The organism is Flavobacterium indicum GPTSA100-9 = DSM 17447, assembly GCF_000455605.1.
Taxonomy (GTDB): domain Bacteria; phylum Bacteroidota; class Bacteroidia; order Flavobacteriales; family Flavobacteriaceae; genus Flavobacterium; species Flavobacterium indicum.
The window spans coordinates 2883194-2907048 of sequence record NC_017025.1; the positions used below are offsets into that span (position 1 = coordinate 2883194).

General features: G+C 32.5%; 20 protein-coding genes. 10 read left to right on the forward strand and 10 right to left on the reverse strand.

Features of this window, described 5'->3' with window-relative positions; translation table 11 throughout:
* On the forward strand, positions 1-1305 hold the full coding sequence (tyrS, locus tag KQS_RS13395) for a tyrosine--tRNA ligase (RefSeq protein ID WP_014389711.1): 1305 nt from the start codon (positions 1-3) through the stop codon (positions 1303-1305).
* A gap of 428 nt (positions 1306-1733) precedes the next feature.
* On the opposite strand, the gene KQS_RS13400 is transcribed toward tyrS, so the two are convergent.
* The 3 genes from KQS_RS13400 to KQS_RS13410 form a co-directional block, all read right to left on the reverse strand.
* Entirely contained in the window at positions 1734-3632 is a 1899-nt protein-coding gene (locus tag KQS_RS13400; RefSeq protein ID WP_014389712.1) for an amidophosphoribosyltransferase, read from the reverse strand.
* Between the two features lie 77 nt (positions 3633-3709).
* Positions 3710-4633: a PfkB family carbohydrate kinase gene (locus KQS_RS13405; RefSeq protein WP_014389713.1), complete on the reverse strand. Its 924-nt coding sequence runs from the start codon at positions 4631-4633 to the stop codon at positions 3710-3712.
* 83 nt (positions 4634-4716) lie between these two features.
* Positions 4717-5079 (reverse strand): DUF983 domain-containing protein, encoded by a 363-nt coding sequence (locus KQS_RS13410; protein WP_014389714.1) that lies wholly within the window; start codon positions 5077-5079, stop codon positions 4717-4719.
* 83 nt (positions 5080-5162) lie between these two features.
* On the opposite strand from KQS_RS13410, the gene KQS_RS13415 reads away from it, so the two are divergent.
* Positions 5163-6026: a helix-turn-helix domain-containing protein gene (locus tag KQS_RS13415; RefSeq protein ID WP_014389715.1), complete on the forward strand. Its 864-nt coding sequence runs from the start codon at positions 5163-5165 to the stop codon at positions 6024-6026.
* Here the strand turns inward: KQS_RS13415 and rnhA are convergent.
* Complete coding sequence (gene rnhA / locus KQS_RS13420) at positions 6021-6500, reverse strand: ribonuclease HI (RefSeq protein WP_014389716.1); 480 nt, start codon at positions 6498-6500, stop codon at positions 6021-6023. The genes KQS_RS13415 and rnhA overlap by 6 nt on opposite strands.
* Before the next feature lie 40 nt (positions 6501-6540).
* Positions 6541-7101 (reverse strand): phosphoribosylglycinamide formyltransferase, encoded by a 561-nt coding sequence (purN, locus tag KQS_RS13425; protein ID WP_014389717.1) that lies wholly within the window; start codon positions 7099-7101, stop codon positions 6541-6543.
* Positions 7102-7339: 238 nt separating this feature from the next.
* Between purN and KQS_RS13430 the strand changes: the two genes are divergently transcribed.
* From KQS_RS13430 to KQS_RS13455, 6 genes are all read left to right on the forward strand, one after another.
* The gene (locus tag KQS_RS13430) at positions 7340-7576 is read left to right on the forward strand and encodes an acyl carrier protein (RefSeq protein ID WP_002988156.1); all 237 of its coding nucleotides are present in this window, start codon (positions 7340-7342) and stop codon (positions 7574-7576) included.
* A 198-nt stretch (positions 7577-7774) separates the two neighbouring features.
* A complete protein-coding gene (gene fabF, locus KQS_RS13435) occupies positions 7775-9028 on the forward strand; it encodes a beta-ketoacyl-ACP synthase II (RefSeq protein WP_014389718.1) in 1254 nt (417 codons plus the stop codon).
* Between the two features lie 6 nt (positions 9029-9034).
* Entirely contained in the window at positions 9035-9787 is a 753-nt protein-coding gene (gene rnc, locus KQS_RS13440; RefSeq protein WP_014389719.1) for a ribonuclease III, read from the forward strand.
* 107 nt (positions 9788-9894) lie between these two features.
* A complete protein-coding gene (locus KQS_RS13445) occupies positions 9895-10365 on the forward strand; it encodes an IPExxxVDY family protein (RefSeq protein WP_014389720.1) in 471 nt (156 codons plus the stop codon).
* A gap of 4 nt (positions 10366-10369) precedes the next feature.
* The gene (pyk, locus tag KQS_RS13450) at positions 10370-11800 is read left to right on the forward strand and encodes a pyruvate kinase (RefSeq protein ID WP_014389721.1); all 1431 of its coding nucleotides are present in this window, start codon (positions 10370-10372) and stop codon (positions 11798-11800) included.
* Positions 11801-12000: 200 nt separating this feature from the next.
* Positions 12001-14091 carry an outer membrane beta-barrel family protein gene (locus tag KQS_RS13455; protein WP_014389722.1) on the forward strand — a complete coding sequence of 697 codons (2091 nt, stop codon included), beginning with the start codon at positions 12001-12003 and terminating at the stop codon, positions 14089-14091.
* 40 nt (positions 14092-14131) lie between these two features.
* On the opposite strand, the gene KQS_RS13460 is transcribed toward KQS_RS13455, so the two are convergent.
* On the reverse strand, positions 14132-18367 hold the full coding sequence (locus KQS_RS13460; RefSeq protein WP_014389723.1) for a T9SS type B sorting domain-containing protein: 4236 nt from the start codon (positions 18365-18367) through the stop codon (positions 14132-14134).
* 121 nt (positions 18368-18488) lie between these two features.
* Positions 18489-20285, reverse strand: a complete 1797-nt coding sequence (lepA, locus tag KQS_RS13465) for a translation elongation factor 4 (protein ID WP_014389724.1) — start codon at positions 20283-20285, stop codon at positions 18489-18491.
* Between the two features lie 186 nt (positions 20286-20471).
* Here lepA and KQS_RS13470 point away from each other — a divergent pair, with 186 nt between their 5' ends.
* The gene (locus KQS_RS13470) at positions 20472-21164 is read left to right on the forward strand and encodes an SIMPL domain-containing protein (RefSeq protein WP_014389725.1); all 693 of its coding nucleotides are present in this window, start codon (positions 20472-20474) and stop codon (positions 21162-21164) included.
* On the opposite strand, the gene dinB is transcribed toward KQS_RS13470, so the two are convergent.
* The gene (gene dinB / locus KQS_RS13475) at positions 21161-22240 is read right to left on the reverse strand and encodes a DNA polymerase IV (protein WP_014389726.1); all 1080 of its coding nucleotides are present in this window, start codon (positions 22238-22240) and stop codon (positions 21161-21163) included. The two genes, KQS_RS13470 and dinB, sit on opposite strands and share 4 nt — an antisense overlap.
* A 184-nt stretch (positions 22241-22424) precedes the next feature.
* Between dinB and KQS_RS13480 the strand changes: the two genes are divergently transcribed.
* Positions 22425-22892: a CYTH domain-containing protein gene (locus tag KQS_RS13480; protein WP_014389727.1), complete on the forward strand. Its 468-nt coding sequence runs from the start codon at positions 22425-22427 to the stop codon at positions 22890-22892.
* 11 nt (positions 22893-22903) lie between these two features.
* Here the strand turns inward: KQS_RS13480 and KQS_RS13485 are convergent, their stop codons facing one another.
* Together KQS_RS13485 and KQS_RS13490 are read right to left on the reverse strand one after the other, a co-directional pair.
* Positions 22904-23350 carry a septal ring lytic transglycosylase RlpA family protein gene (locus tag KQS_RS13485; protein WP_014389728.1) on the reverse strand — a complete coding sequence of 149 codons (447 nt, stop codon included), beginning with the start codon at positions 23348-23350 and terminating at the stop codon, positions 22904-22906.
* A gap of 67 nt (positions 23351-23417) precedes the next feature.
* Positions 23418-23837: a hypothetical protein gene (locus KQS_RS13490; protein ID WP_014389729.1), complete on the reverse strand. Its 420-nt coding sequence runs from the start codon at positions 23835-23837 to the stop codon at positions 23418-23420.
* Positions 23838-23855: the final 18 nt, after the last annotated feature.

A 23855-nucleotide genomic window follows, 5' to 3' on the forward strand; every position in this document is an offset into this window, starting at 1 on the left:
ATGAGAAATTTAGTAGCCGAATTACAATGGAGAGGGCTGGTTCATGACATCATGCCTGGAACGGAAGAGCAATTGTTAAAAGAACCTACTTCGGCCTATATTGGATTTGATCCTACTTCAGATTCATTACACATTGGAAGTTTAGTACCTATTATTATATTAATGCATTTAAGAAGATTTGGTCACAAACCTTATGCATTGGTAGGAGGTGCTACAGGAATGATAGGTGATCCTTCAGGAAAATCTAATGAAAGAAATTTATTAGATGAAGCTACATTAGCAAAAAATGTGGAAGGTATTAAAAAAATTTTATCGCGCTTTTTGGATTTTGAAGCAACCGATGCACAAGCACCTGTTTTAGTAAATAATTACGATTGGATGAAAGATTTTTCTTTTATCAATTTTGCACGCGATGTAGGTAAAAGAATTACCGTTAATTACATGATGAGCAAAGATTCTGTTAAAAAACGCTTAACTGGAGAAGCTGGAGAAGGTATGAGTTTTACTGAATTTACCTACCAATTGATTCAAGGATATGATTTCTACCATTTATACAAAAACCATAATTGTTTGTTGCAAATGGGAGGAAGTGACCAATGGGGAAACATCACCACTGGTACTGAATTAATCAGAAGAATGAGTGTTGATACTGAGGATGAAGGAAAAGCTTATGCTATGACTTGTCCTTTAATTACAAAAGCGGATGGTTCTAAATTTGGCAAATCTGAAAAAGGAAATATTTGGTTAGATGGAGATAAAACTTCTGCTTATGAATTTTACCAATTTTGGTTAAATACGACCGATGTTGATGCTGAAAAATACATTAAAATATTTACATTCTTAGAAAAAGAAACAATAGAAAGTTTAATTGCACAACATCAAGAAGCGCCTCATACTCGCTTATTACAAAAGAAACTAGCAGAGGAACTAACAACCATGATTCATGGAAAAGAGGAATTAGAAAATGCTATTAAAGCGTCCAATATTTTATTTGGAAACTCTTCTGCTGAAGATTTAAAATCCTTAAACGAACAAACTTTCTTAGCTGTTTTTGATGGAGTTCCTCAAGCGGAAGTTTCTAGAAGTGAAATTGAAGCTGGTTATTCAATTGTTGACGCGTTCGTAAAGAACGAATTTTTAGCTTCAGGTAATGAAACTAGAAGAGCATTAAAAGAAAATGCGGTTGCTGTAAATAAAGCAAAAGTGAAGGAAGATTATGTTATATCTCTTGCTGATTTAATTAACAGTAAATACATTTTACTTCAAAAAGGAAAAAAGAATTACTATTTATTAAAAGCTATATAAAGATAAATTTTTTCAAACATAAAAAAACCACGTTGCAATTGCAACGTGGTTTTTTATTTCAAATTAAATAGATTACAATCTATTTTAAATAAAAAAGGTGAACATAGTTCACCCTTTTTGCCCCAAATCTACCATAAAACTTAACCTACTAATTTTCTGGTAGTACTAAAGTAGAGTGATTATTCTGAATGTCTAAAAAAAATTGTTGTACTACCTAAAAAAATCGTTAAACTGCATTTTTTAAGAAAAATTATAGACAAAAAAACTATAACGTATAAATAAAAAAGGTGAACATAGTTCACCCTTTTTGCCCCAAATCTACCATAAAACTTAACCTACTAATTTTCTGGTACAGCTAAAGTAGAATGATTATTCTGAATATTTAAAAAAAATTGTTGTTTTACTTAAAAAATCGTCAAACTGCATTTTTAGTAAGCCCTTGCATCATTTCCTTCATAAAAATTGATAAACGCTGTGTTTACAACTCTATTACCGCCAGGTGTTGGATAATCTCCAGTAAAGTACCAATCCCCTAAATTTTTAGGACACGCTTTATGCAAATCATCTACTTTTTGAAAAATAATTTTTATACCTGCTTTAATATCCTCTGAAGTCAACATCTGAGCCATTTTATCAGATATTTGCTCATCTGTAAAAGGAGCATAAATTTCTTTAACGTAGTTTACAATTTCAATATCTTTTAAACCTTGTTGTGCTTTCGCCTTTTTATAAACTTCATCAACAATGTGGTATTGATTCGTTTCTTTTAACAATTCTAATGTAGCTTTAAAAGCAATAAATCCATCCAATGTACTCATGTCTATTCCATAACAATCTGGATAACGAATCTGCGGAGCTGAAGAAACAATAACAATCTTTTTAGGATGTAAACGATCCAATATCTTAATGATACTTTTTTTCAAAGTGGTTCCTCGAACAATACTGTCGTCAATAATAACCAGATTATCTGTAGGTTTAACCACACCATAAGTTACATCATAAACATGCGAAACTAAATCATCTCTACTACTATCTTCCGTAATAAATGTTCGTAATTTCACATCTTTAATTGCTATTTTTTCCGTTCTTACTTTTTCAGCCAAAATTGCATTTAAACCCGCTTCATCTAAGGTATTTCTTTTCTCAATGATGGTTTTTACTTTTTGTTCATCCAAGTGTTTTTGAGCCGCTTCAGACAATCCGTAAAATGAAGTTTCAGCCGTATTTGGAATATAAGAGAAAACAGTATTTAAAATGTCATTGTCAATTTCTTTCAATACATTTGGAAACACTAATCTTCCTAAATCTTTACGTTCTTGATAAATTTCAGCATCACTTCCTCTTGAGAAGTATATGCGTTCAAAAGAACAGGCTTTTTTAGTTATACTTTCACGTATGGTTTCAAAAGATACTTGACCGTTTTTCTTAACAATTATAGCATCTCCTGCTTCTAATTCTTTTACACTTTCGAAAGGAACATTAAAAACGGTTTGAATTACTGGACGCTCTGAAGCCACAACTACAATTTCATCATCTTGATAATAATAGGCCGGGCGAATTCCTGCGGGATCACGCACCACAAAGGCATCTCCATGTCCTAATAATCCTGCCATTGCATAGCCTCCGTCCCAATTTTTAGAAGCACGTTTTAAAATTCGAGCCACATTTAATCGTTCGGCAATAACTTTAGATGCTTCTTGTTTAGACAAACCTTCATTTTTACAATCTAAATACAAATTGGTTACTTCATCATCTAAGAAATGTCCAATTTTTTCCATTACCGTTACGGTATCTGCCATTTCTTTTGGATGTTGTCCTACTTCAACTAAATCTTGAAATAACTCTTTTACATTCGTCATGTTAAAGTTACCTGCCACAATTAAATTGCGATGCATCCAATTATTTTGACGTAAAAAAGGGTGAACACTTTCTATACTATTTTTACCAAAAGTTCCATAACGTACATGACCTAAAAACAATTCACCAATATAAGGAATATTAGCTTTTTGCAAAGCCACATTATCTTGATATTCAGGGTTTTTAGTTAACTCTTCGTTGATGCGTTGATTAATTTGGGCGAAAACATCTTGTATAGGTTGAGATTGATTGGAACGTACACGACTGATGTATCTTTCACCTGGTTTTACATCAAATTTAATGCTTGCAAAACCGGCACCATCTTGACCTCTGTTGTGTTGCTTTTCCATTAACAAGTACATTTTTTGTACTCCATAAAAAGCGGTTCCGTATTTTTCCTTGTAATATTCTAAAGGTTTAAGTAATCGTAATAAAGCAATTCCACATTCGTGTTTAATAGCGTCGCTCATTGTTGTTGTGTGTTGTGTGTTGTAGTTATTGTTTGTTGCAAAAGTACAAAAAAGCCCCGATAAATCGGGGCGTATTTTTATAAAGAAATTTCAAATTGTGTTAATGCTTTGAATTGTTGTAAACGACTCAATACTTCTTCCTTATCTAGCGCAACCATACGCTCTGTACCGAATTTTTCTACACAGAATGAAGCTAAATTAGATCCGTGAATGATTGCATTTTTCATGTTTTCAAAAGACGTATCTCCTGATTGGGCAATATAACCTGAGAAACCACCTGCGAACGTATCACCAGCACCAGTTGGATCAAACACTTCCTCTAATGGTAATGCCGGAGCAAAAAACACATCTTTATTATGGAATAATAATGCGCCGTGCTCTCCTTTTTTGATTACCACATATTTAGGCCCCATAGTATGGATTTTAGCTGCAGCTTTCACCAATGAATATTCTCCTGATAACTGACGTGCTTCTTCATCATTAATAGTAATTACGTCTACACGTTTCATAACATCTAACAATTCAGGTAAAGCACAATCCATCCAGAAATTCATCGTGTCTAAAACTACTAACTTAGGTTTAGCCGTTAATTGATCTAACACACTTGATTGAACTAATGGGTGTAAGTTACCTAACATTACAATTTCTGCATCTTGGAATGCTACTGGAACCACTGGTTTAAAATCCGCTAATACATTTAATTCAGTTGCCAATGTATCGCGTGAATTCATATCGTTGTGGTAACGGCCACTCCAAAAGAAAGTTTTTCCTCCAGGAACAACTTCAATACCATCGATATTAATATTTTTGTTAGTTAATAAATCTAAATATTCTTGAGGGAAATCTTCACCCACTACAGAAACAATTGCAGATTCAACATTAAAGAAAGAAGCGGATAAACCAATAAAAGTTCCTGCTCCACCTAATATTTTATCTGTTTTTCCAAAAGGGGTTTCTATAGCATCAAAAGCTACTGTTCCTACAATTAATAACTTGCTCATTTACTTTATTTTAAAATAGGGGGCAAAGATACTATTTTAGTTGCAGAGTTGCAAAGAATTAAAATTACAAAATTGATTCAATCTTAACTTTTATAATTCTTAAAAATATAAATCCAAATCATACGTGACAATCTGATATTAAATGAAGTTAGCAACAACAATACCACCATTATAATTGGGAATATTTTTAAATCAAATGTTTTCTCAAAAAAAGGTCGGATAATAAAATAAGTTATTAAAGCTTCTGCTACTCCAATAGCATAACTAACGAACATAGCACCAAAGAAAAAACCTGGTTCTTTTTCAAAAGTAAAACCACAATGTGAACAAGCTTTATTCATTTTAGGAAAACCTAAACTAAAATAAAAACTCTTATCTGCAAAAACAGTACCTTGAGCACAATTCGGACATTTATTGGTAAAAATATTTTTTATTGTTGACCACATCTTTCATTTTTTTTACAAATATAAAGACATCGATTTAGAAAAAATAGGCTTATTTTCGCAATTAATAAAACAAAAAAGACATTTTGAAAAATTATCCTATATACGAAATTCAAAAATTTAATTGTAATGAATTTCAAGACGAAGTCTATGTCAATACTTTTAAAAAACACTTAGTAAAAAACAGTTTTGTAGAAAAATCACATAGCCACAACTTTTATTTAGTGGTTTTTTTTACGTCTGGTTCAGGGAAACACACGGTTGATTTTGAAACCTATACCATTTCACCGAACACTGTTTTTATACTTCAACCGGGTCAAATTCATAGTTGGGAACTCTCCGAAGATATTGATGGATATATTTTATTTTATACCCATACCTTTTATCATTTGCATTTTGCAACAAAACGCATGGAACAATATCCCTTTTTTAAATCACTTACCAATCATCCGAAAGTAGAACTTCAGCGAAATGCTACAACAAAAATTGGGGATTATTTTAATGAGTTGATTTCGGAATATCAACATCATTTTCAATATAAATTGGATAAAATGAAAACTTTAATTGATTTACTCCTAATAGAAATAACTCGAAATTACCAAACTACAGAAACACACCAAAGTTCAACTTACCAGCAAAAATTAGCACAATTTGAAAAACTTTTAGAAATTCATTACAAAACAGAAAAGGCCCCTATTTTTTATGCCAACCAACTCCATATTAGTTTAAAACATTTAAACCGAATTAGTAAAGAAGTACTCAATCAAACGGTAACAGAAATCATAAGAAGGCGAGTAATCTTAGAAAGCAAACGAATGCTCACTTTACGCCAATTTAGTATTAGTGAAATTGCTCATGCTCTTGGATTTGAAAGCGCCTCTTACTTTTCTAAACAGTTTAAAATTCAAACAGGAATGCAACCTAAGGAGTTTGTTAAAAACACACTATAACAAACCTTGTTCCTCTCGTTCATAATAGGTATCAATAGATAACTTTTCTTGTTGAGACGCCATTACCGCTAATTGATCGCATCGTTCGTTTTGTGGGTGGTTGTTATGACCCTTAATCCATTGAAATTTTACTTGATGTTTACGATATATTTTCAAAAAACGCATCCATAAATCCGGATTTTTTTTGTCTTTGAAGTATTTTTTTTCCCAACCAAAAACCCAACCTTTTTCTACTGCATCAACTACATATTTAGAATCAGAAACAACTAAAACGGATGTGTTTGGATTTTTTAGCTTTTCTAACCCAACAATAACTGCTAATAATTCCATTCTATTATTGGTAGTTAATCGAAATCCTTCATAGAATTCTTTTTTATAAGACGTTCCAGCTAATTCCATAACCACACCATACCCACCTGGGCCTGGGTTCCCTTTAGAAGCACCGTCTGTATATATATAAACTTGGTATTGCATATATTTCTTATTGTCCTGCTGAATTTATTTCAGCATCTTTCTATTCTATCAAACTTTCAATTACTTTAGGGAAATGCTCCATTTCTAATTCGTGAATTTTTAGTGCAATTTCATCTGCAGATTGACAGTTTTCAATAGAAACCGCTTTTTGAAATATAAACTCACCTTCATCATAGTGCTCATTAACAAAATGAATAGTTATACCGGTTTCTTTTTCATTATTTTCCAAAACGGCTTGATGTACATGCCTACCATACATACCTTTTCCGCCATATTTAGGTAATAATGCAGGATGAACATTAATGATTTTATCAGGGAATTTTGCAATTATGGATTCAGGAAATTTTAATAAGAATCCGGCTAAAACTATTAAATCGGGTTGAATTTTTTGTAATTCTTCTAAAACTTTACCTTCATTTAATTCCGATTTAGTAAATGTAAAAGTAGGTACAGCTTGACTTTTTGCTCTATCTAAAACTTTGGCATGTAGATTGTTAGAAAACACTCCAACTACTGTTCCTTGATTTGAATTTTTAAAATGTATAATAATGTTTTCGGCATTGGAACCATTACCTGAAGCAAAAAGCACAATCTTTTTCATTGTTGTTGTATTGTTTAGCGATTGTTTAGACCCAAAATGAAAATAAATTGGTCAAAAATCATGTAATTTTCATTACGCAAAAGAAAAAAAATTAAATTAAAAAACCACTGAAAAAGCTGAAAATTTAGGTCATTGGAAATATTTTTTATAAATTAGTAGTTATATTTACTAACAAAAATGTTGTTTTAAAATAAAGTTTTTTATTTTTGCCAACAAATTAAAATTAAAATTTAAGATTATGTCAGACATTGCATCAAGAGTAAAAGCGATTATCGTGGACAAATTAGGTGTTGACGAAAACGAAGTTGTAGCAGAAGCAAGCTTCACTAACGATTTAGGTGCTGATTCATTAGACACTGTAGAGCTAATCATGGAATTCGAAAAAGAATTTGATATTCAAATTCCAGACGATCAAGCGGAAAACATTGCTACTGTAGGTCAAGCAATTTCTTACATCGAAGAAGCTAAGAAATAATAACTTTCACATCCGTATAATTTGTTTTGTGCGGATGTTGTTATTTTTCTTCTATTTTTAAAAATCTTTTTTATAGATTTGTAAAAAACATTGATTGTATTACAATCATTTAAATAAGACATTATGTAATACCCATTGTTTCTTTTAAATTTTATTAAAAGCACTATGGGTTTTTTTATATAACTAAAACCAAATTTTATGCAACTAAAACGTGTAGTAGTAACAGGACTTGGAGCGCTAACTCCTATTGGTAATAACTTAGAGGAGTATTGGCAAGCTTTGATTAGTGGAAAAAGCGGTGCGGCTCCTATCACCTATTATGACACAGAAAAACATAAAACTAAATTTGCTTGCGAAGTTAAAAACTTCAACGTTGAAGATTACATTGACAAGAAAGAAGCAAGAAGAATGGACAAATTTGCTCAATATGCTATTGTAGCAAGTGATGAAGCTATAAAAGATGCTGGTTTAGTTTTAGAACAATTAAACAAATATAAAGTTGGTGTAATTTGGGGTGCTGGAATTGGTGGTTTAGAAACGTTCCAAGAGGAAGTTTTAAATTATGCTAAAGGAGATGGAACACCGCGTTTCAATCCATTCTTTATCCCTAAAATGATTGCTGATATTGCTCCAGGACATATTTCTATGAGAAATGGATTTATGGGTCCAAACTATACCACTGTTTCCGCTTGTGCTTCTTCAGCAAATGCTTTAGTAGATGCATTCAACTACATTCGTTTAGGTATGTGTGATGTTATTGTATCTGGTGGATCTGAAGCTGCGGTTACAATTGCAGGTATGGGAGGATTTAACTCCATGCAAGCATTATCAACAAGAAACGAATCTCCGGAAACTGCTTCTAGACCGTTCGATGCAACCCGTGATGGTTTCGTACTGGGTGAAGGTGCTGGTGCATTAGTTTTGGAAGAATACGAACATGCAAAAGCACGTGGAGCAAAAATATATTGTGAAGTAGGCGGTGGTGGTTTATCATCAGATGCTTACCATTTAACTGCTCCTCATCCCGATGGAATTGGTGTAATTGCTGTAATGCAAAACTGTTTAAATGATGCCGGCTTAAAACCTGAAGACATCGACCATATCAACACACACGGAACTTCAACACCACTTGGAGATGTTGCCGAATTAAAAGCAATAAGTGCTGTTTTTGGTGAACATGCTAAAAACATCAATATCAATTCTACCAAATCGATGACAGGACACTTGTTAGGGGCTGCAGGGGCTATTGAAGCTATTGCATCTATCTTAGCGATTAAAAACGGAATCATTCCTCCAACAATTAACCATAGCGTAGTGGATGAAAATATTGACCCATCCTTAAATTTAACTTTGAATAAAGCTCAAAAAAGAGAAATTAAAGTAGCTATGAGTAATACATTTGGTTTTGGCGGACACAATGCTTGTGTGTTATTCAAAAAATTAGAAGAATAAATTTACATGCGTCGCATCATAAAAAAAATATTAAAAAAATCCCCTTCTTCAGATCAAGACGGGGTTTTTTTTGATAAAATTCATACAATATTAGGCTTCAAGCCCACTACTTTGAGATATTACGAAAAGGCATTTACCCATCGTTCTGCTAATAAATTAGACGATAAAGGAAATCAAATTAGCTACGAGCGTTTAGAATTTTTAGGAGATGCCATGCTGGGGAGTGTAATTGCTGCTCATTTATACAATGAAGTCCCATCTGGTGATGAAGGATATCTAACCAAAATGCGCTCTAAAATTGTAAGTAGAGAACACTTAAATGAATTAGGACGCGATTTCAATTTAATTCAATTTGTTGAGAGTAAAGTCAATCCCCAACATTTTGGAGAAAACATCCATGGTAATATTTTTGAAGCTTTTATTGGTGCAATTTATTTAGACAGAGGTTATACGTATTGCGAAAAATTCATCCATAATAAAATCATTAAACCTTATGTTGATATTGCTAAATTAGAAGGCAAAGTAATCAGTTACAAAAGTTTAATTATTGAATGGTGCCAAAAAGAAAAAAAATCGTTTAAGTTTGATGTTTATGAAGACAACGGTAAAGAAGGCATGAAATTTTTCGGAGTTAAACTTTACATAGACGAAAAAGTAGTATGTAAAGCTCGTGCAACTTCAAAGAAAAAGGCAGAAGAAACGGCAGCAAAACGTGCCTATTTTGTTTTTCAAGAAAAAATTTCCAGAAAAAACAATTAACTTTTTATCAACTAAAACGTTTTAGTTTCGTTTTTAATAATTTGATAATCAATTTTTTTTACTTTTTCACAGTTTTATATTCTATCTTTACTAACAATTTAAAATCAATGGCGAATTTAAAATTAACAATTGATGATTTTTACTCAAGCGATTTTGAGCTTATTGCCATTCATTCGACAGTTGAAGATTTTAAATTAGCTTATTTAATCAATAAAAATTTAGAACTCTCCTTAAGTAAAAATAGTAAAGAAGTTTCTATTCAATCTACAAATGGAATTGGTTATTTTTCTTGGTTTTATTTCGATGATTGTAAACATGATTTAAGCTGGAATTTGTTATCAAATAAAACATTTGTTGCTAATTCAAACACACCTGTTGGATTATTTAATGAGGATCAAATAACTTTTCATTTGATTCCTGAATTAAAAAAAGCAGATTACTTATTAAAGATTGAAAATCTAGACGAACGATTCAACACACAAAAAGTTATTGAAAACTTGACCAAAATAAACCAAATATCAACCAGTTATATTGTTGATATTGACAATATTAAATCGATAAACAATTTAATTTTTTAAAAAAATGCATACCAGTAAAAAAACAAAAATTGTTGCCACGTTAGGACCAGCATGCAGCACAAAAGAAGTAATGAAAAACATGATTGATGCCGGTGTAAATGTGTTTAGAATTAACTTTTCTCATGCAGATTATACAGATGTAAAAGAAAAAATAGACATTATAAGAGAATTAAATAAAGAATTTGGTTATACTACTTCTATACTTGCTGATTTACAAGGTCCAAAGTTACGTGTTGGCGTAATGAAAGAAGATGTAATTGTTTCTAAAGGAGACATTATCACTTTCACTACTGCTGAAGACATTCTAGGAACAGCTGAAAGAGTTTACATGAATTACAAAGAATTTCCTTCAGATGTAAATCCTGGTGAACGTATATTATTAGACGATGGAAAACTTATTTTTAAAGTAATAGAAACCGATAAGAAAACAGAAGTTAAAGCGGAAGTTGTTCAAGGTGGACCTTTAAAATCAAAAAAAGGAGTAAACCTACCAAATACCAAAGTTTCTTTACCTGCTTTAACACAAAAAGATATTAAAGATGCTGTTTTTGCTATTGAAAATGAAGTAGATTGGATTGCGCTTTCCTTTGTTAGAACTCCAGAAGATTTACAAGATCTTAAAGACTTAATTGCGCAACATTCTAGCCATAAAATTCCAATTGTGGCAAAAATTGAAAAACCAGAAGCGGTAGAAAACATCGATAAAATTGTTATAAACTGTGATGGTTTAATGGTTGCTCGTGGCGACTTAGGTGTAGAAGTTCCGGCGCAAGAAGTTCCTTTAATTCAAAAGAAATTAATTTTAAAAGCTAAAACCGCTCGTATCCCTGTAATTGTGGCAACTCAAATGATGGAAACCATGATTACCAGTTTAACTCCAACAAGAGCAGAAGTAAACGACGTTGCCAATTCTGTAATGGATGGTGCAGATGCAGTGATGCTTTCTGGGGAAACTTCTGTAGGGAATTATCCTGTTCAAGTTATTGAAACCATGACCAGTATTATTGAAAGTGTAGAAGATTCATCACTAATACAAGTGCCTCACATAGCACCTAATATTAGAAACAATCGTTTTATCACTAAATCGGTTTGTTTTCATGCTGCGTTAATGGCAGATGATATCAATGCCAAAGCCATTACCACTTTAACAAATAGTGGCTATACCGCATTTCAAATTTCGGCTTGGCGACCAAAATCACACATTTTAGTGTTTACTTCAAATAAACGTATTTTAACTCAATTAAACTTATTATGGGGTGTGCGTGCATTTTATTACGATAAATTTGTAAGCACAGATGATACCATTGAAGATATTAATGCCATCTGCAAAGAACGCAAGTATGTAAAAAAAGGCGACATGGTCATTAACCTAGCCGCCATGCCAATTGCAAATAAAGGTATGGTAAACACCTTGCGTGTGTCAGAAGTAGAATAATACTAAAGGAAGCTAAAATGGCTTCCTTTTTTTTTGGAGCACCACCTCATCTTATGCTTCACTTCATCTCCTGCTGTCCGCACTACACGGTAGTTTGCTTCCATCAGGGCTAGAAAACAAGTAGCTCATTTCATAAAAAAATTCATATATTTGTAACAAAATACTTAACAAACAACACACGCAAATACGAATCCAAACACATGAAAAAAAGCTTCTTATTACTTTTCACGCTCCTTTCCTATCCAACAATAGGACAAAACAAAAACACCCCTTCTACTGATAAACAAATTGAAGAAATTAAAGTGGTTAAAACAAAAAAAGCAATAGAACACAAAGCTGATCGTACTATTTTCGATTTCGCTTCCCAATCACATTTAAATTCAGGAACAGTAATGGAGGGATTAAAAAAATTACCTGGGTTAATTGCTTCTGATGTAGCCGGAATGATGTACCAAGGTAAATTATTAGATGTGTATCTAGACAGTAGACCTTTAAATATTTCATCAAATGAATTAACTGCATTTTTAGAGGGCATGCCGGCTAATTCTGTGGAACGTATTGAAATTATTACACAACCTGGCGCCGAATTTCCAGCCACTTCTGGAGGTGCGATTTTAAATATTATTACAAGCAAAAATGCAAAAAAATACCTTAGTGCTACCTATACGAATAGTTCAAATTTTACAAATTACAATGATTTTCGTTTACGCACTAATAATAGTATTTTACTAAATGCTAGAAACAAGTATTTTGCTTGGCAATTCAATGTTGGACAAAATTATCGAGAAGCAGCACAATGGAATAAAGTAGAAAATAAAAGCACAACAACCACTTTACTTTCTAATACACTTGCCGATCGTTATATAAGAGGTAATTATGCCAAAACAGCTTTAACTTTTGACTTTAAAAAGGATCGAATGATTCTGAATTATGATGTCAATTACAACAACAACACCAGTTACACTTCGGGAGAAGGATTCAATTTTAATTCGGATGATTTATCAAACACAAAATATTTCAGACAAAGTGCTGCATGGACGTATCAAAAAAGATTTAATGATAAGAATAAAAAACTGGATTTCCTTTTTAATTATACTAACAATCATTCCGATTTTAATTTTAGATCTAGATTAAACAACCTAGCTCTTTTAGACAATACTTCAAATCAAGATTATTATAACTTTAAAATCGATTTTTCACAACCTATTAAAATTCTAGATGAAGGCAAAGTAAGCGTGGGAACCTTATATGATGAATTACATTTTAATACAAAAAGTCAAAATATAACGAATTTAAACTATAGTAGAAGAACTGCAGCTACCTATTTAGAATTTCAAGCAAAGTGGAACAAATTCGATTTTATTGTTGGAGGAAGAACGGAAGATTATTTAATAAAAGGAAACACCAATACAACACCTTTAATTCCGTTTAATCAGTTCAAGTTTTTTCCTAATGCAAGTTTGCAATATAATTTCATGCCTCAAATTTTCTTGAACATGAACTATAATAAAAAAATAGCCTTGCCAAGTACCTCCGCATTAAATCCAAATAATACTACGTATCAAAATCAAAATGTAAGCTATGCAGGAAATCCAAATTTACAACCTACAATTTATGATAATTACGAAGTAAAAATAAGTGCCTTTGATTATGCTTATGTTGGTTATAATGTAAGTATTGCAAACAATCAGGTGGTGAATCGAATTTCTGAAAATAACAACAGTATGTTTAATACGTCAATTAATGTATCACAAATTAAAATCCATAATTTTAACATTGGTTTACCTTTACCTTATATGCTTTTTACTAAAGGATTAGCAGAAACCATGAAATTTGATTTCAATCCAGATAAAATAAATTTTTTGTATATGTATGCGGGTTATCAAGTACAAGAATTACCCGACTTTGAAACCAATGGTTTTTGGATTTTTAATTTCATGTCGCAAATTATTCTACCCAAAGACATCAAATTTGTTACAAATTATAGTTATTTAACTTCTGGTGGAAACAACTACTATTTTTATATTGAAAAGCCATTAAACCACAGTTTAGATTTTAGTTTTTCAAAAAAATTCTTAAACGAACAACTAACCATTTCCCTATTTGCCGATGATGTATTGAACACAAACGAAAGTAATTTTAGTTCTATTGGCACTCCCGTTTATTTAGAAAATAAATCTGACACAAGACGCTTTGGATTTACACTAAACTACAAATTACCAACCAAAAACAAATTGGCTAAAGAAGATCCAAATTTATTAAACAAAGAGAAAAAAGAAGATAATAATTAATTTTATAAGAAAAGGAAGCCATTTGGCTTCCTTTTATATATTACCTCTTTAATGAAAAATGCGATTTAAAAATAGCTTTTTCATTTTTAGGTGTGGTATATTCTATGGTAAACCAATAATCCGTTGAAGGTAATTCTTTACCATTGTAGTTGCCGTCCCATCCTTCTCCTGCTGGAGAAATCTGTTTAATAAATTTTCCATAGCGATCAAAAATTGAAATGAGTGCATCTTCTTGATGGCTAAAATCCCAAATATTCCAACGGTCGTTTACACCGTCTCCATTTGGTGTGAAATAATTTGGATAATTAATAATATGTATTGGACCAACTAACGAAGGTGAACAACCTGCCAAAGAATCATATATATGAACAAAATAAATTCCTGATTCTAGATTGGTAAATTGATTACTCGTTTGAACAGCTCCAAAATTCCCATCTGGATATTCTAATTGATATGAATATTGACCAAATCCTCCTGTTATATTTACAGTAATAAAGGTACTTAAATCAAATGCATTACTCACTTCATAGGTAGCAATTGCTGGTCCAGATTGGGTAACGGTAAAGGTTGTATTACTATAATTACAATTAGGACCAGAATCTGGTATTAATTTAATAAATTCTACATCATACGTACCTGCTTGTGTTGCAGTATAATTAGGACCAGTACCCATTAATGTGCCGTTTAAATACCAATTGACAGTATAAATTGCAGGATTTAATCCGGTCGAAATAGTATACGATTGTAACACTTGATTGGTAGTTGGGTCTACACAAATAAAGCCATCATTTATTGGAAAATTTAACAACGGATAAACGGTAAATGTAAATGCTTGTTCGTCATTACAATTGGCATTATTAGTTGCTGTTGCATATACATAATAAGTGTACGTTTCTGGACTTCCTGTTGTATTTGCAATAGTTAAATTTGTAATAGGCCCCACACCATTGGGTTGAGAAAAATACCCAATAGTATACGGAACGGTTGGTAAGGTTGGTAACACATAACTGCCACATTCTTCATTATCAAACACCAATCCTAACGTTGCTAAATTTGGCGTTTCAGAAATAATTACATCAAAACTATCCGATGCATTACATGTAATTCGATCTCCGTTTTGAGCCACGACCCAAATCGTTGTGGTTGTATTTGGCGTGTTAAATATAGTTCCATTAGGTACAGGCATTGTTCCTGCTTGGTCATAGAAATAGCCTATGGTATAATTTTCTGGTGTTGGTGCAACATGTGTAAGTGCCGGTAATTGGAAATTTTCATATTCACAATGTGATTCGTTTTGGTAATTCGGTAAATTGATTCCACTATACGTAACGGTAAATGGTTTGTCTATAAAACAACCTGTAGTTGTATCTATATTGTATAAATAAAATGTTTGAGTAGAAGAAAATGTTTGTGATGCATTTACAATACTTCCTCCTCCTGATGGTCCGCCTGGAGCTGTATAAATAGTTCCGTTTACAGGCGTTGCAATTGAATACGGATTACATTCAAATCGATCAATAACGCCATCGGCTGGAGGATAAGGGTTTAAATTAATGGTAAAAGCTTGTTCTTGCGTGCAATTATTTCCATCTGGACCATAATACATATAATACGTTCCTGGACTTAAATTTAATGTGGTTAAATCAATAATTTGTCCCGGAAAAAGTTGCACTTGTCCTGGAACACCGGGCCCACCAGATAATGTATAATATTTTCCACCATTTGTCAAAGCAGGTAAAACATATTGTCCACAATATACTCCACTTGGATTAGGATCCATAGTAGGTAATGGGTAAATTGTAATATTGTAATTTAAATTATTTGTACAATTAGGCAAAGTAGTGGTATTCGCATAATAATAAACGATTTGTGAAGTGGTTATTGGAATGGTTGGATCAACTGGCGTGCCCCCACCGAACGGAGCCGTAAAATAACCTCCAAAAGCAATGGAAGGTAATACATATCCTCCACATTGATTAATTGCAGTAAATTGAGAAGTATCTACTAAATTTACAACAAAAGGATCATTCAACAAACAAGCTCCTGGAGTTCCTTGGCTTGTGGTATGAGAGGCTGCATTCACCACATAATAGATGCCTGGAAAATTGGGCCCATTTACACTAATAACATCACCCGCATTTAAAGTAGTTCCCGATCCATCAGAAGCTGTATTATAGGTTCCATTGGTTAAAGGTTGTAACACATAAGAATCACAAGTTGTGACATCATCAACTAAATCAATTAATGGTTGTGGGTGTATATAAATTGTAAATAATTGATCCCTACAAAACACTCCGTTTACTTCTGCATAATAATAGATATCTTGTGTAATGGTTGAAGCACCTGTATTACTGTAAACAGTCCCTGTAGGAATTAATGTTCCAGTCCCCGAAGGTCCACCGGGTGCGGTAAAAAAAGCACCAATATTTTCAGGTGGAGTTGGCACTGTAAACTGACCACAATTGTCTAGTGACGGTACATATTCATCAATCATAGTTACATTAAACTGCGATTCATTCGTACATCCATTAGCATCTGGACCTATGAAAATATAATAGGTTCCATCATCTGTAATTATATCTCCAGCATTGTATTGCGTTCCTGTTCCGTTGGGTCCAGAATATACTGTACCGTTAGTTAGTACCGGAACTACAAAATCAGTACATTCGGTTTGGTTCGGTAATACATCAACAGTAGGTAACGGATTTACAGTGATTGTTACTGTAGTTGTATCAAAACATGCTGGATTGGCATTGTCTTGTATTCGAATATAAACAGTAATTGTAGTTGTACCGTTAGGGATATTAACTACAGTAATGGGATTATTTCCTGAAGCTGCATCAGCTGCAGTTGCATAATAAGTAATTGTATAATTTAGTGGCGATTGTCCATTTAATACTTGTGTATCTAAAACTCCTAATCCATAATTTGTCCCCGAACCTCCTGAAGATTCGCATAAAGAAACATTAGCGGGTTGAGTAGCCGTTACAGCATTATTAATAATTAAATCAAATGTATATACTGCATCACAAAAATTTCCAGTAAGTGTATTAAATAGTTTCACATATATGGTTTGCCCCGATACAGTTGAAAAATTTGCTGGAGAAGCAATTGGGTTATTCGCCGATGCATCTGCAGCACTTAAATAGTAGAACACATTATAAATTGCAGTATCAATCCCAAGTTGTGTTTCATTATTTGTCGTTAAATCAAAAATATAGGAAGCCGCACCCGTATTACACGTTTGTAAATTAATAGGGTTGGTAACGTTTAAATTGGTAAATTCAACAGTATCTGTAATAAAACACGATCCTTTCACTGCTTCTACAGTATATGTTCCTGGTGCCGTTACAGTATATGTTGGATTTGTCTCACCAGGCAGAACAGTACTGTTTTGATACCATGTATAAGTGTAGGTGTTATCAAGGTTTGTGTTTAAAACAGCTTCATCACCCAAACAAATATTTTGATCAGGACCCAAATCTAAATTTGTTGTAAAACTCCCTGCCGCTAAGAAAACCGCAGAATCATAACCTGAATCATTATAATCCCCTATTACAAGTCTTATTTTATAAGGTGTATTAGGAACTACAACTGAGGAAGCATTCATCACAATTGTATGTCCTCGCATGTTTAATGTAGATGTTGCAGGATTATTGACATTATATACACCAAAAAAACCTGGATTGGCCGATTGACAACTTCCATTGTAAGCTGAATTTCGAATATCTTTAACTGTAACAGGAGTAGAAGTTCCTGGTATAACTGCTAAATTAGTTGTAGTTCCTGTACTTAAATTAGTAAGTACAAAAGCAAAAACATCACTAAATCCACATTGGTATTGACCGTATTCATTTGATGCGAATAAAAAATCAAAACTAAAATTACTGGATAACGGAATGAAATCAAATTCTAAAAATGCTACATCCGTTATGGGAGCTGTTTGACCACTTGCATTACTTAATGTTTGCAGATAAGGGTCGCCATTGGTATTAATCTGCGTACTTAAATTGGTATTCGAATATAAACCTTGGGTATTTATTACGGCTCCATTTCTAATAACAATCCCTTCATTAATTGGAAAAGTAGAGCCATTTCGGTTAAAATAGGCGACGGATTGAGGCGATGAAATGGAAATATTTGACACCTCAACACACGAATTCCCGAGCAACAAATTAACCAATTGTGCAGGAGAATTTGTAGTGTTATCAACCGTAATTGTTTGAGAATAGGCTGGTAAAAAAAACAACGTACTTAAAAATAATAATAATCTCATATAGTTAGCTTTGGGGCGTTTTGGTTGCTTAAAAATAACAAAAAAAGCCAAGTAAAAAAGAAAAACACTTCAAAAAAATAAATTCTTTGAAGTGTTTTTATAAATATTGTTAAATTCTTAATTAATCGTTAAGTTTTAGAACCGCCATGAATGCTTCTTGAGGAATTTCTACATTACCTACTTGACGCATACGTTTCTTTCCTTTCTTTTGTTTTTCTAACAATTTACGTTTACGAGAAATATCTCCTCCATAACATTTGGCTGTTACATCTTTACGTAAGGCTTTAATCGTTTCTCTAGCGATAATTTTGGCACCAATAGAAGCTTGAATTGGAATTTCAAATTGTTGACGTGGAATTAATTCTTTTAATTTCTCACACATTTTCTTTCCAATACTATAAGCGTTATCTGCGTGAATTAATGCCGATAAAGCATCTAATTGATTCGCATTTAACAAGATGTCCATTTTTACTAATTTTGATTCGCGCATACCAATTGGATGGTAATCAAAAGAGGCATAACCTTTTGATACGGTTTTTAATCGATCATAGAAATCAAATACAATTTCCGCTAAAGGCATGTCAAAATTCAACTCAACACGTTCAGGTGTTAAATAAGTTTGATTTGTAATTTGTCCGCGTTTTTCAATACACAAACTCATTACGTTTCCAACGAAATCTGACTTCGTAATGATAGTTGCCTTGATATAAGGCTCCTCAACACGGTCTAATTTAGTTGCATCAGGTAAATCACTTGGGTTGTTAACAATGATAGGTGTATCTGGTTCTTTTTTCGTATAAGCCAAATAGGATACGTTGGGAACTGTAGTGATCACTGTCATGTTGAATTCACGTTCCAAACGCTCTTGAATAATTTCCATGTGTAACATCCCTAAGAATCCACATCGGAAACCAAATCCTAAAGCCGCCGAACTTTCAGCAGCAAAAACTAATGAAGCATCATTCAACTGCAATTTTTCCATTGAAGCTCTTAATTCTTCATAATCTTCTGTATCGACCGGATAAATTCCTGCAAATACCATTGGTTTCACATCTTCAAATCCAGAAACCATATTTTTGGTTGGGTTAGCAGCATCTGTAATAGTATCACCTACTTTAACTTCTTTTGCTTCTTTGATACCCGAAATTAAATACCCTACATCACCCGTTGAAACCACACTTTTTGGCACCTGATTTAATTTCAATGTCCCAACTTCATCTGCATAGTATTCTTTACCCGTAGCCATGAATTTAATTTTCTGGCCTTTTTTAATTTCACCGTTTACAACACGGAAAATTACCTCAATTCCACGGAAAGGATTATAATGTGAGTCGAAAATCAAGGCTTGTAATGGTTCCTCTTTTTCCCCTTTTGGAGCGGGAATTTTTTCAACAATTGCTTCTAAAATTTTGTCTACACCAAAACCCGTTTTACCAGAAGCATGTATAATATCTTCTAAATCACATCCTAGTAAATCAATAATATCATCACTCACTTCTTCTGGGTTGGCAGAAGGTAAATCTACTTTATTTAATACAGGAATAATTTCTAAGTCGTTTTCTAATGCTAAATATAAATTAGAAATTGTTTGTGCTTGAATACTTTGTGCCGCATCCACAATTAACAAAGCTCCTTCACAAGCGGCAATAGAACGAGAAACTTCATAAGAGAAGTCAACGTGCCCTGGAGTGTCAATCAAATTTAAAATATATTGTTCTCCTTTATAGGTATATTCCATTTGGATAGCGTGACTTTTAATGGTAATTCCACGTTCACGCTCCAAGTCCATATTGTCAAGTAATTGTGCTTTTTCTTCACGAGCTGTAACGGTTTGTGTAGCCCCCAAAAGACGGTCGGCCAATGTACTTTTCCCGTGGTCAATATGTGCAATAATGCAAAAATTTCTAATGTGTTTCATAGTCAATTTCAACTTCAAAATTCAAACCCAATTTTCGAAATTTATTTTTTCTTCCTTAAAAATTTCAAATATATTGAGTTACGTTCTTATCTAATCTGCAAATATAGTTGAAATTAGTGAGTTTACAATTAGTAATTTTTTTATACAATAAATTAAAAAAAACTTAGTTATTAATAAAAAAGAGAAATGAGAAAACTAATATTTTTTTTGCTACTAACTATTCCATTTGCATATGCTCAAAATTCTATTTTAGTAAATGGTTTAGGTAAAACCTCTACTTTTCCAAATGCAGCAAATATTACTATTGAACTTAACCATGTTAAACCTACGCTAAGAGAAGCTGTTAATGATAATCAAAACACTTTAAAAGTAGTTAAAACAATTTTAAAAAAATACGTGTTGGATTCAACAAAAATAAAAACAAGTTTAATTGCAACAAATAAATCCTATAAATGGGATTCCAAATTAAACAAAGAAGTTTTTCAAGGATTTGAATCAACTCAAAAAATAATATTTACACTTTTGGATTTAAATAAAATGCAAGATTTAACAGAAGAATTGTTGAAAACAAAATTTAATAAAATACAAACTATATCTTATTTTAATACAAATTCCGAAGAACTTATTAAAGAAGCTCAAGATTTAGCAGTTAAAGATGCAATTGACATTACTAATCGATTAGCAAAAAGTGCTGGAATTAAAACTGGTTCCATCAAGAAAATTTCGACAAATAGTAGTGCAAATGAAGAAAAATTCTCTGTTGATAGAAATGAATTTGAAACATATGGAAAGGCTATGGGAGGAAAAGGAGTTTCTTCAAGTGGCCAATTAATTGAATATACTGTTCGAGTTAATGTTGAAACAGAAATAATCAATTAAAACTCAAACCTTAACTGCACCACTACATTTTTCTTTTGATTGGTGTTTAAATTATTTAAAGAAATGCCTAATAACCGAACCGAATCTTTTAAACGTTCTTGGTAGAGCAGCTCTTTGGCTGTTTCCATAATCAAACTTTTATCGGCAATGAAATAAGGCAAGGTTTTACTCCGAGTTTGTTGGGTAAAATCGGAATATTTGATTTTTAACGTAATGGTTTTTCCTGAAATTTTATATTTCTTAATTCGTCGTTCAATCTCGGAAGCGATATTTTCCAACCGCTCTTCCATGTAGATTTCTGACGACAAATTTTCATTAAAAGTACGTTCAGCTCCAATAGATTTCATTTGTCTATTTGGCTTTACCTGACTGTAACTAATACCTCTGGACAAGTTGTAAAACGCCTGACCGCTGTTTCCAAAATGTTGTTCCAAATACTCAAGGGTTTTATTTTTTAAATCGAGACCCGTATAAATGCCCAATTGGTACATTTTTTCAGCCGTTACTTTTCCTATACCATAAAACTTCTTCACATCTAGTACTTCAATAAAGGCTTCAACCTCATCGGGATTTACGGTTTTTTGTCCGTTAGGCTTATTATAATCACTGGCAATTTTAGCCACAAATTTATTGACTGAAATTCCAGCAGAAGCGGTTAAACCCGTTTTTTCGAATATTTTTTGTCTAATTTCTTTCGCAATTAAGGTAGCACTAGGATTTCCTTTTTTATTTTCGGTTACATCCAAATAAGCTTCATCTAAAGACAAGGGTTCAACTAAATCCGTATATTCTAAAAAAATAGCTCGAATTTGCTTGGAAATTTCTTTATACCGGTCAAATCTTGGTCGGACAAATGTTAATTCAGGACACAATCTAGCAGCTTGCACCCCACTCATGGCACTTCGTACCCCATACTTTCTGGCTTCATAACTGGCCGCACTTACCACACCACGCACTTCACTTCCGCCTACTGCAATTGGTTTTCCTTTTAGTTCAGGATTATCCAATTGTTCTACAGAGGCATAAAATGCATCCATATCAATATGAATTATTTTGCGAAGTGGTGCTGATTCCATAAGTACAAATTACTGAAAAAATTAATTTTTTAAACTCAAATTTTTGAGATTTTTACAAATTTCAACAACATTGGCTTCGAGAACCTTAGCAACTTGAAATCTTAAACTTGAAACAAAAAGACTATTAAAACTTATATGACTTATATGTTTAAAATTGTATTTTTGATTTTTAAGATGTCAAAAAATGCAAGAAATAGAACGTAAATTTTTAACAACTTCAACTGCTTTTATTCAAGAAGCTACTCAAGCTCAAAAAATAGTGCAAGGGTATTTAAACAGTCATCCCGAACGAACTGTTCGCGTGCGAATTAAAAACGAAAAAGGATTTATAACTATTAAGGGAAAAGGCGACAGTACAGGAACCACTAGATTTGAATGGGAAAAAGAAATTGGAATTGAAGAAGCCAGAGCATTAATTCAATTATGTGAATCGGGTGTTATTGATAAAACCCGTTATTTAATCCCTAAAGGAAATCATGTTTTCGAAGTAGATGTTTTTGAAGGCGAAAACCGAGGTCTAATAATGGCAGAAATTGAGTTGTCTAGTTCAAATGAAATTTTTGAAAAACCTAATTGGCTCGGTGAAGAAGTAACCACCGATGAAAGATACTACAATGCTTATTTAAGTAAAAAGCCTTTTACCACTTGGTAAAAGGCTTTTATTTATTTTTTTACAATTTCTAAATCGACTTCAATATGACCTCCATAGGATTTTGGAGCAATGGCCATAAAAGCTTTTCGAGTTAAATCAATATGTTTCGTTTTTGAAAACGGACCTCTATCAGTAACCGTGACATAAACCACTTTTTTGGTTTTTACCCCAGTAACTTTAAGTTTCGTCCCAAAGGGTAACTTTCTGTGTGCACAAGTCATGTCATTGTTATTAAAACGAGCGCCACTTGCTGTTCTTCTTCCGTTAAATTTATTAGCATAATAGGACGCGTGGGCTCCTTTATGAAACATTTCTAATTTTTCAACCTTACTGGTGTCTTTCTTAATCGTATCAACAACTTTAACTAGTGGTTTTTGTTGTGTGGGTACGGCTTTAATTTTATCTTTCTGATAAAAAAAGACTAACAATAAGGGTAGAAAGTATATTATTTTTTTCATATGCTTCTGTTTTATGAAAGCCATGCTTTCCAGTTAAACGGAACAAGTTTTTACAAAAACTATACCACTATTTTGCAAACCATAAACTCCAAGGAATTCTAGATAAAATTAATACTAATCCAATAGCATATAAATAGGCAATTTTCTTAAATTTACCATTGCTACTGTCTTCTTTTTTATGTTTAGACCATCCCATTGTAATTAAAACAAGTGCAATAATGTTAATTAAAGGGTGCTCCATAGCAGTTAATCGTAATGCTGCATCAGACATATTGCTCATAGCCGCTTTTCCTAATGGAGAAGTAAACCATAAAGCCAAACCTACAACTAACTGAATGTGTGAAAAGATCAAAGCAATTAAGGCAAAACTTCTATCTTTTTTCTCAAAATTTCTTTTAGATGATAAACCTAAAAATGAATTAACAATAGCAATTACTAATGCTGCTAACACAACATAGGCTAAGGTAGAGTGAATACTTTGTAACATAGTTTAATTTTTTAGTGA

Excerpts from the sequence above, each read along its gene's own strand:
- lepA (WP_014389724.1), bottom strand. The coding sequence starts at position 20,285 with ATGAAACACATTAGAAATTTTTGCATTATTGCACATATTGACCACGGG.
- fabF (WP_014389718.1), top strand. The coding sequence starts at position 7,775 with ATGCAACTAAAACGTGTAGTAGTAACAGGACTTGGAGCGCTAACTCCT.
- tyrS (WP_014389711.1), top strand. The coding sequence starts at position 1 with ATGAGAAATTTAGTAGCCGAATTACAATGGAGAGGGCTGGTTCATGAC.
- KQS_RS13485 (WP_014389728.1), bottom strand. The coding sequence starts at position 23,350 with ATGAAAAAAATAATATACTTTCTACCCTTATTGTTAGTCTTTTTTTAT.
- KQS_RS13405 (WP_014389713.1), bottom strand. The coding sequence starts at position 4,633 with ATGAGCAAGTTATTAATTGTAGGAACAGTAGCTTTTGATGCTATAGAA.
- KQS_RS13400 (WP_014389712.1), bottom strand. The coding sequence starts at position 3,632 with ATGAGCGACGCTATTAAACACGAATGTGGAATTGCTTTATTACGATTA.
- KQS_RS13480 (WP_014389727.1), top strand. The coding sequence starts at position 22,425 with ATGCAAGAAATAGAACGTAAATTTTTAACAACTTCAACTGCTTTTATT.
- KQS_RS13455 (WP_014389722.1), top strand. The coding sequence starts at position 12,001 with ATGAAAAAAAGCTTCTTATTACTTTTCACGCTCCTTTCCTATCCAACA.
- dinB (WP_014389726.1), bottom strand. The coding sequence starts at position 22,240 with ATGGAATCAGCACCACTTCGCAAAATAATTCATATTGATATGGATGCA.
- purN (WP_014389717.1), bottom strand. The coding sequence starts at position 7,101 with ATGAAAAAGATTGTGCTTTTTGCTTCAGGTAATGGTTCCAATGCCGAA.
- rnhA (WP_014389716.1), bottom strand. The coding sequence starts at position 6,500 with ATGCAATACCAAGTTTATATATATACAGACGGTGCTTCTAAAGGGAAC.
- KQS_RS13470 (WP_014389725.1), top strand. The coding sequence starts at position 20,472 with ATGAGAAAACTAATATTTTTTTTGCTACTAACTATTCCATTTGCATAT.
- KQS_RS13445 (WP_014389720.1), top strand. The coding sequence starts at position 9,895 with ATGGCGAATTTAAAATTAACAATTGATGATTTTTACTCAAGCGATTTT.
- KQS_RS13460 (WP_014389723.1), bottom strand. The coding sequence starts at position 18,367 with ATGAGATTATTATTATTTTTAAGTACGTTGTTTTTTTTACCAGCCTAT.
- pyk (WP_014389721.1), top strand. The coding sequence starts at position 10,370 with ATGCATACCAGTAAAAAAACAAAAATTGTTGCCACGTTAGGACCAGCA.
- KQS_RS13430 (WP_002988156.1), top strand. The coding sequence starts at position 7,340 with ATGTCAGACATTGCATCAAGAGTAAAAGCGATTATCGTGGACAAATTA.
- KQS_RS13410 (WP_014389714.1), bottom strand. The coding sequence starts at position 5,079 with ATGTGGTCAACAATAAAAAATATTTTTACCAATAAATGTCCGAATTGT.
- rnc (WP_014389719.1), top strand. The coding sequence starts at position 9,035 with ATGCGTCGCATCATAAAAAAAATATTAAAAAAATCCCCTTCTTCAGAT.
- KQS_RS13490 (WP_014389729.1), bottom strand. The coding sequence starts at position 23,837 with ATGTTACAAAGTATTCACTCTACCTTAGCCTATGTTGTGTTAGCAGCA.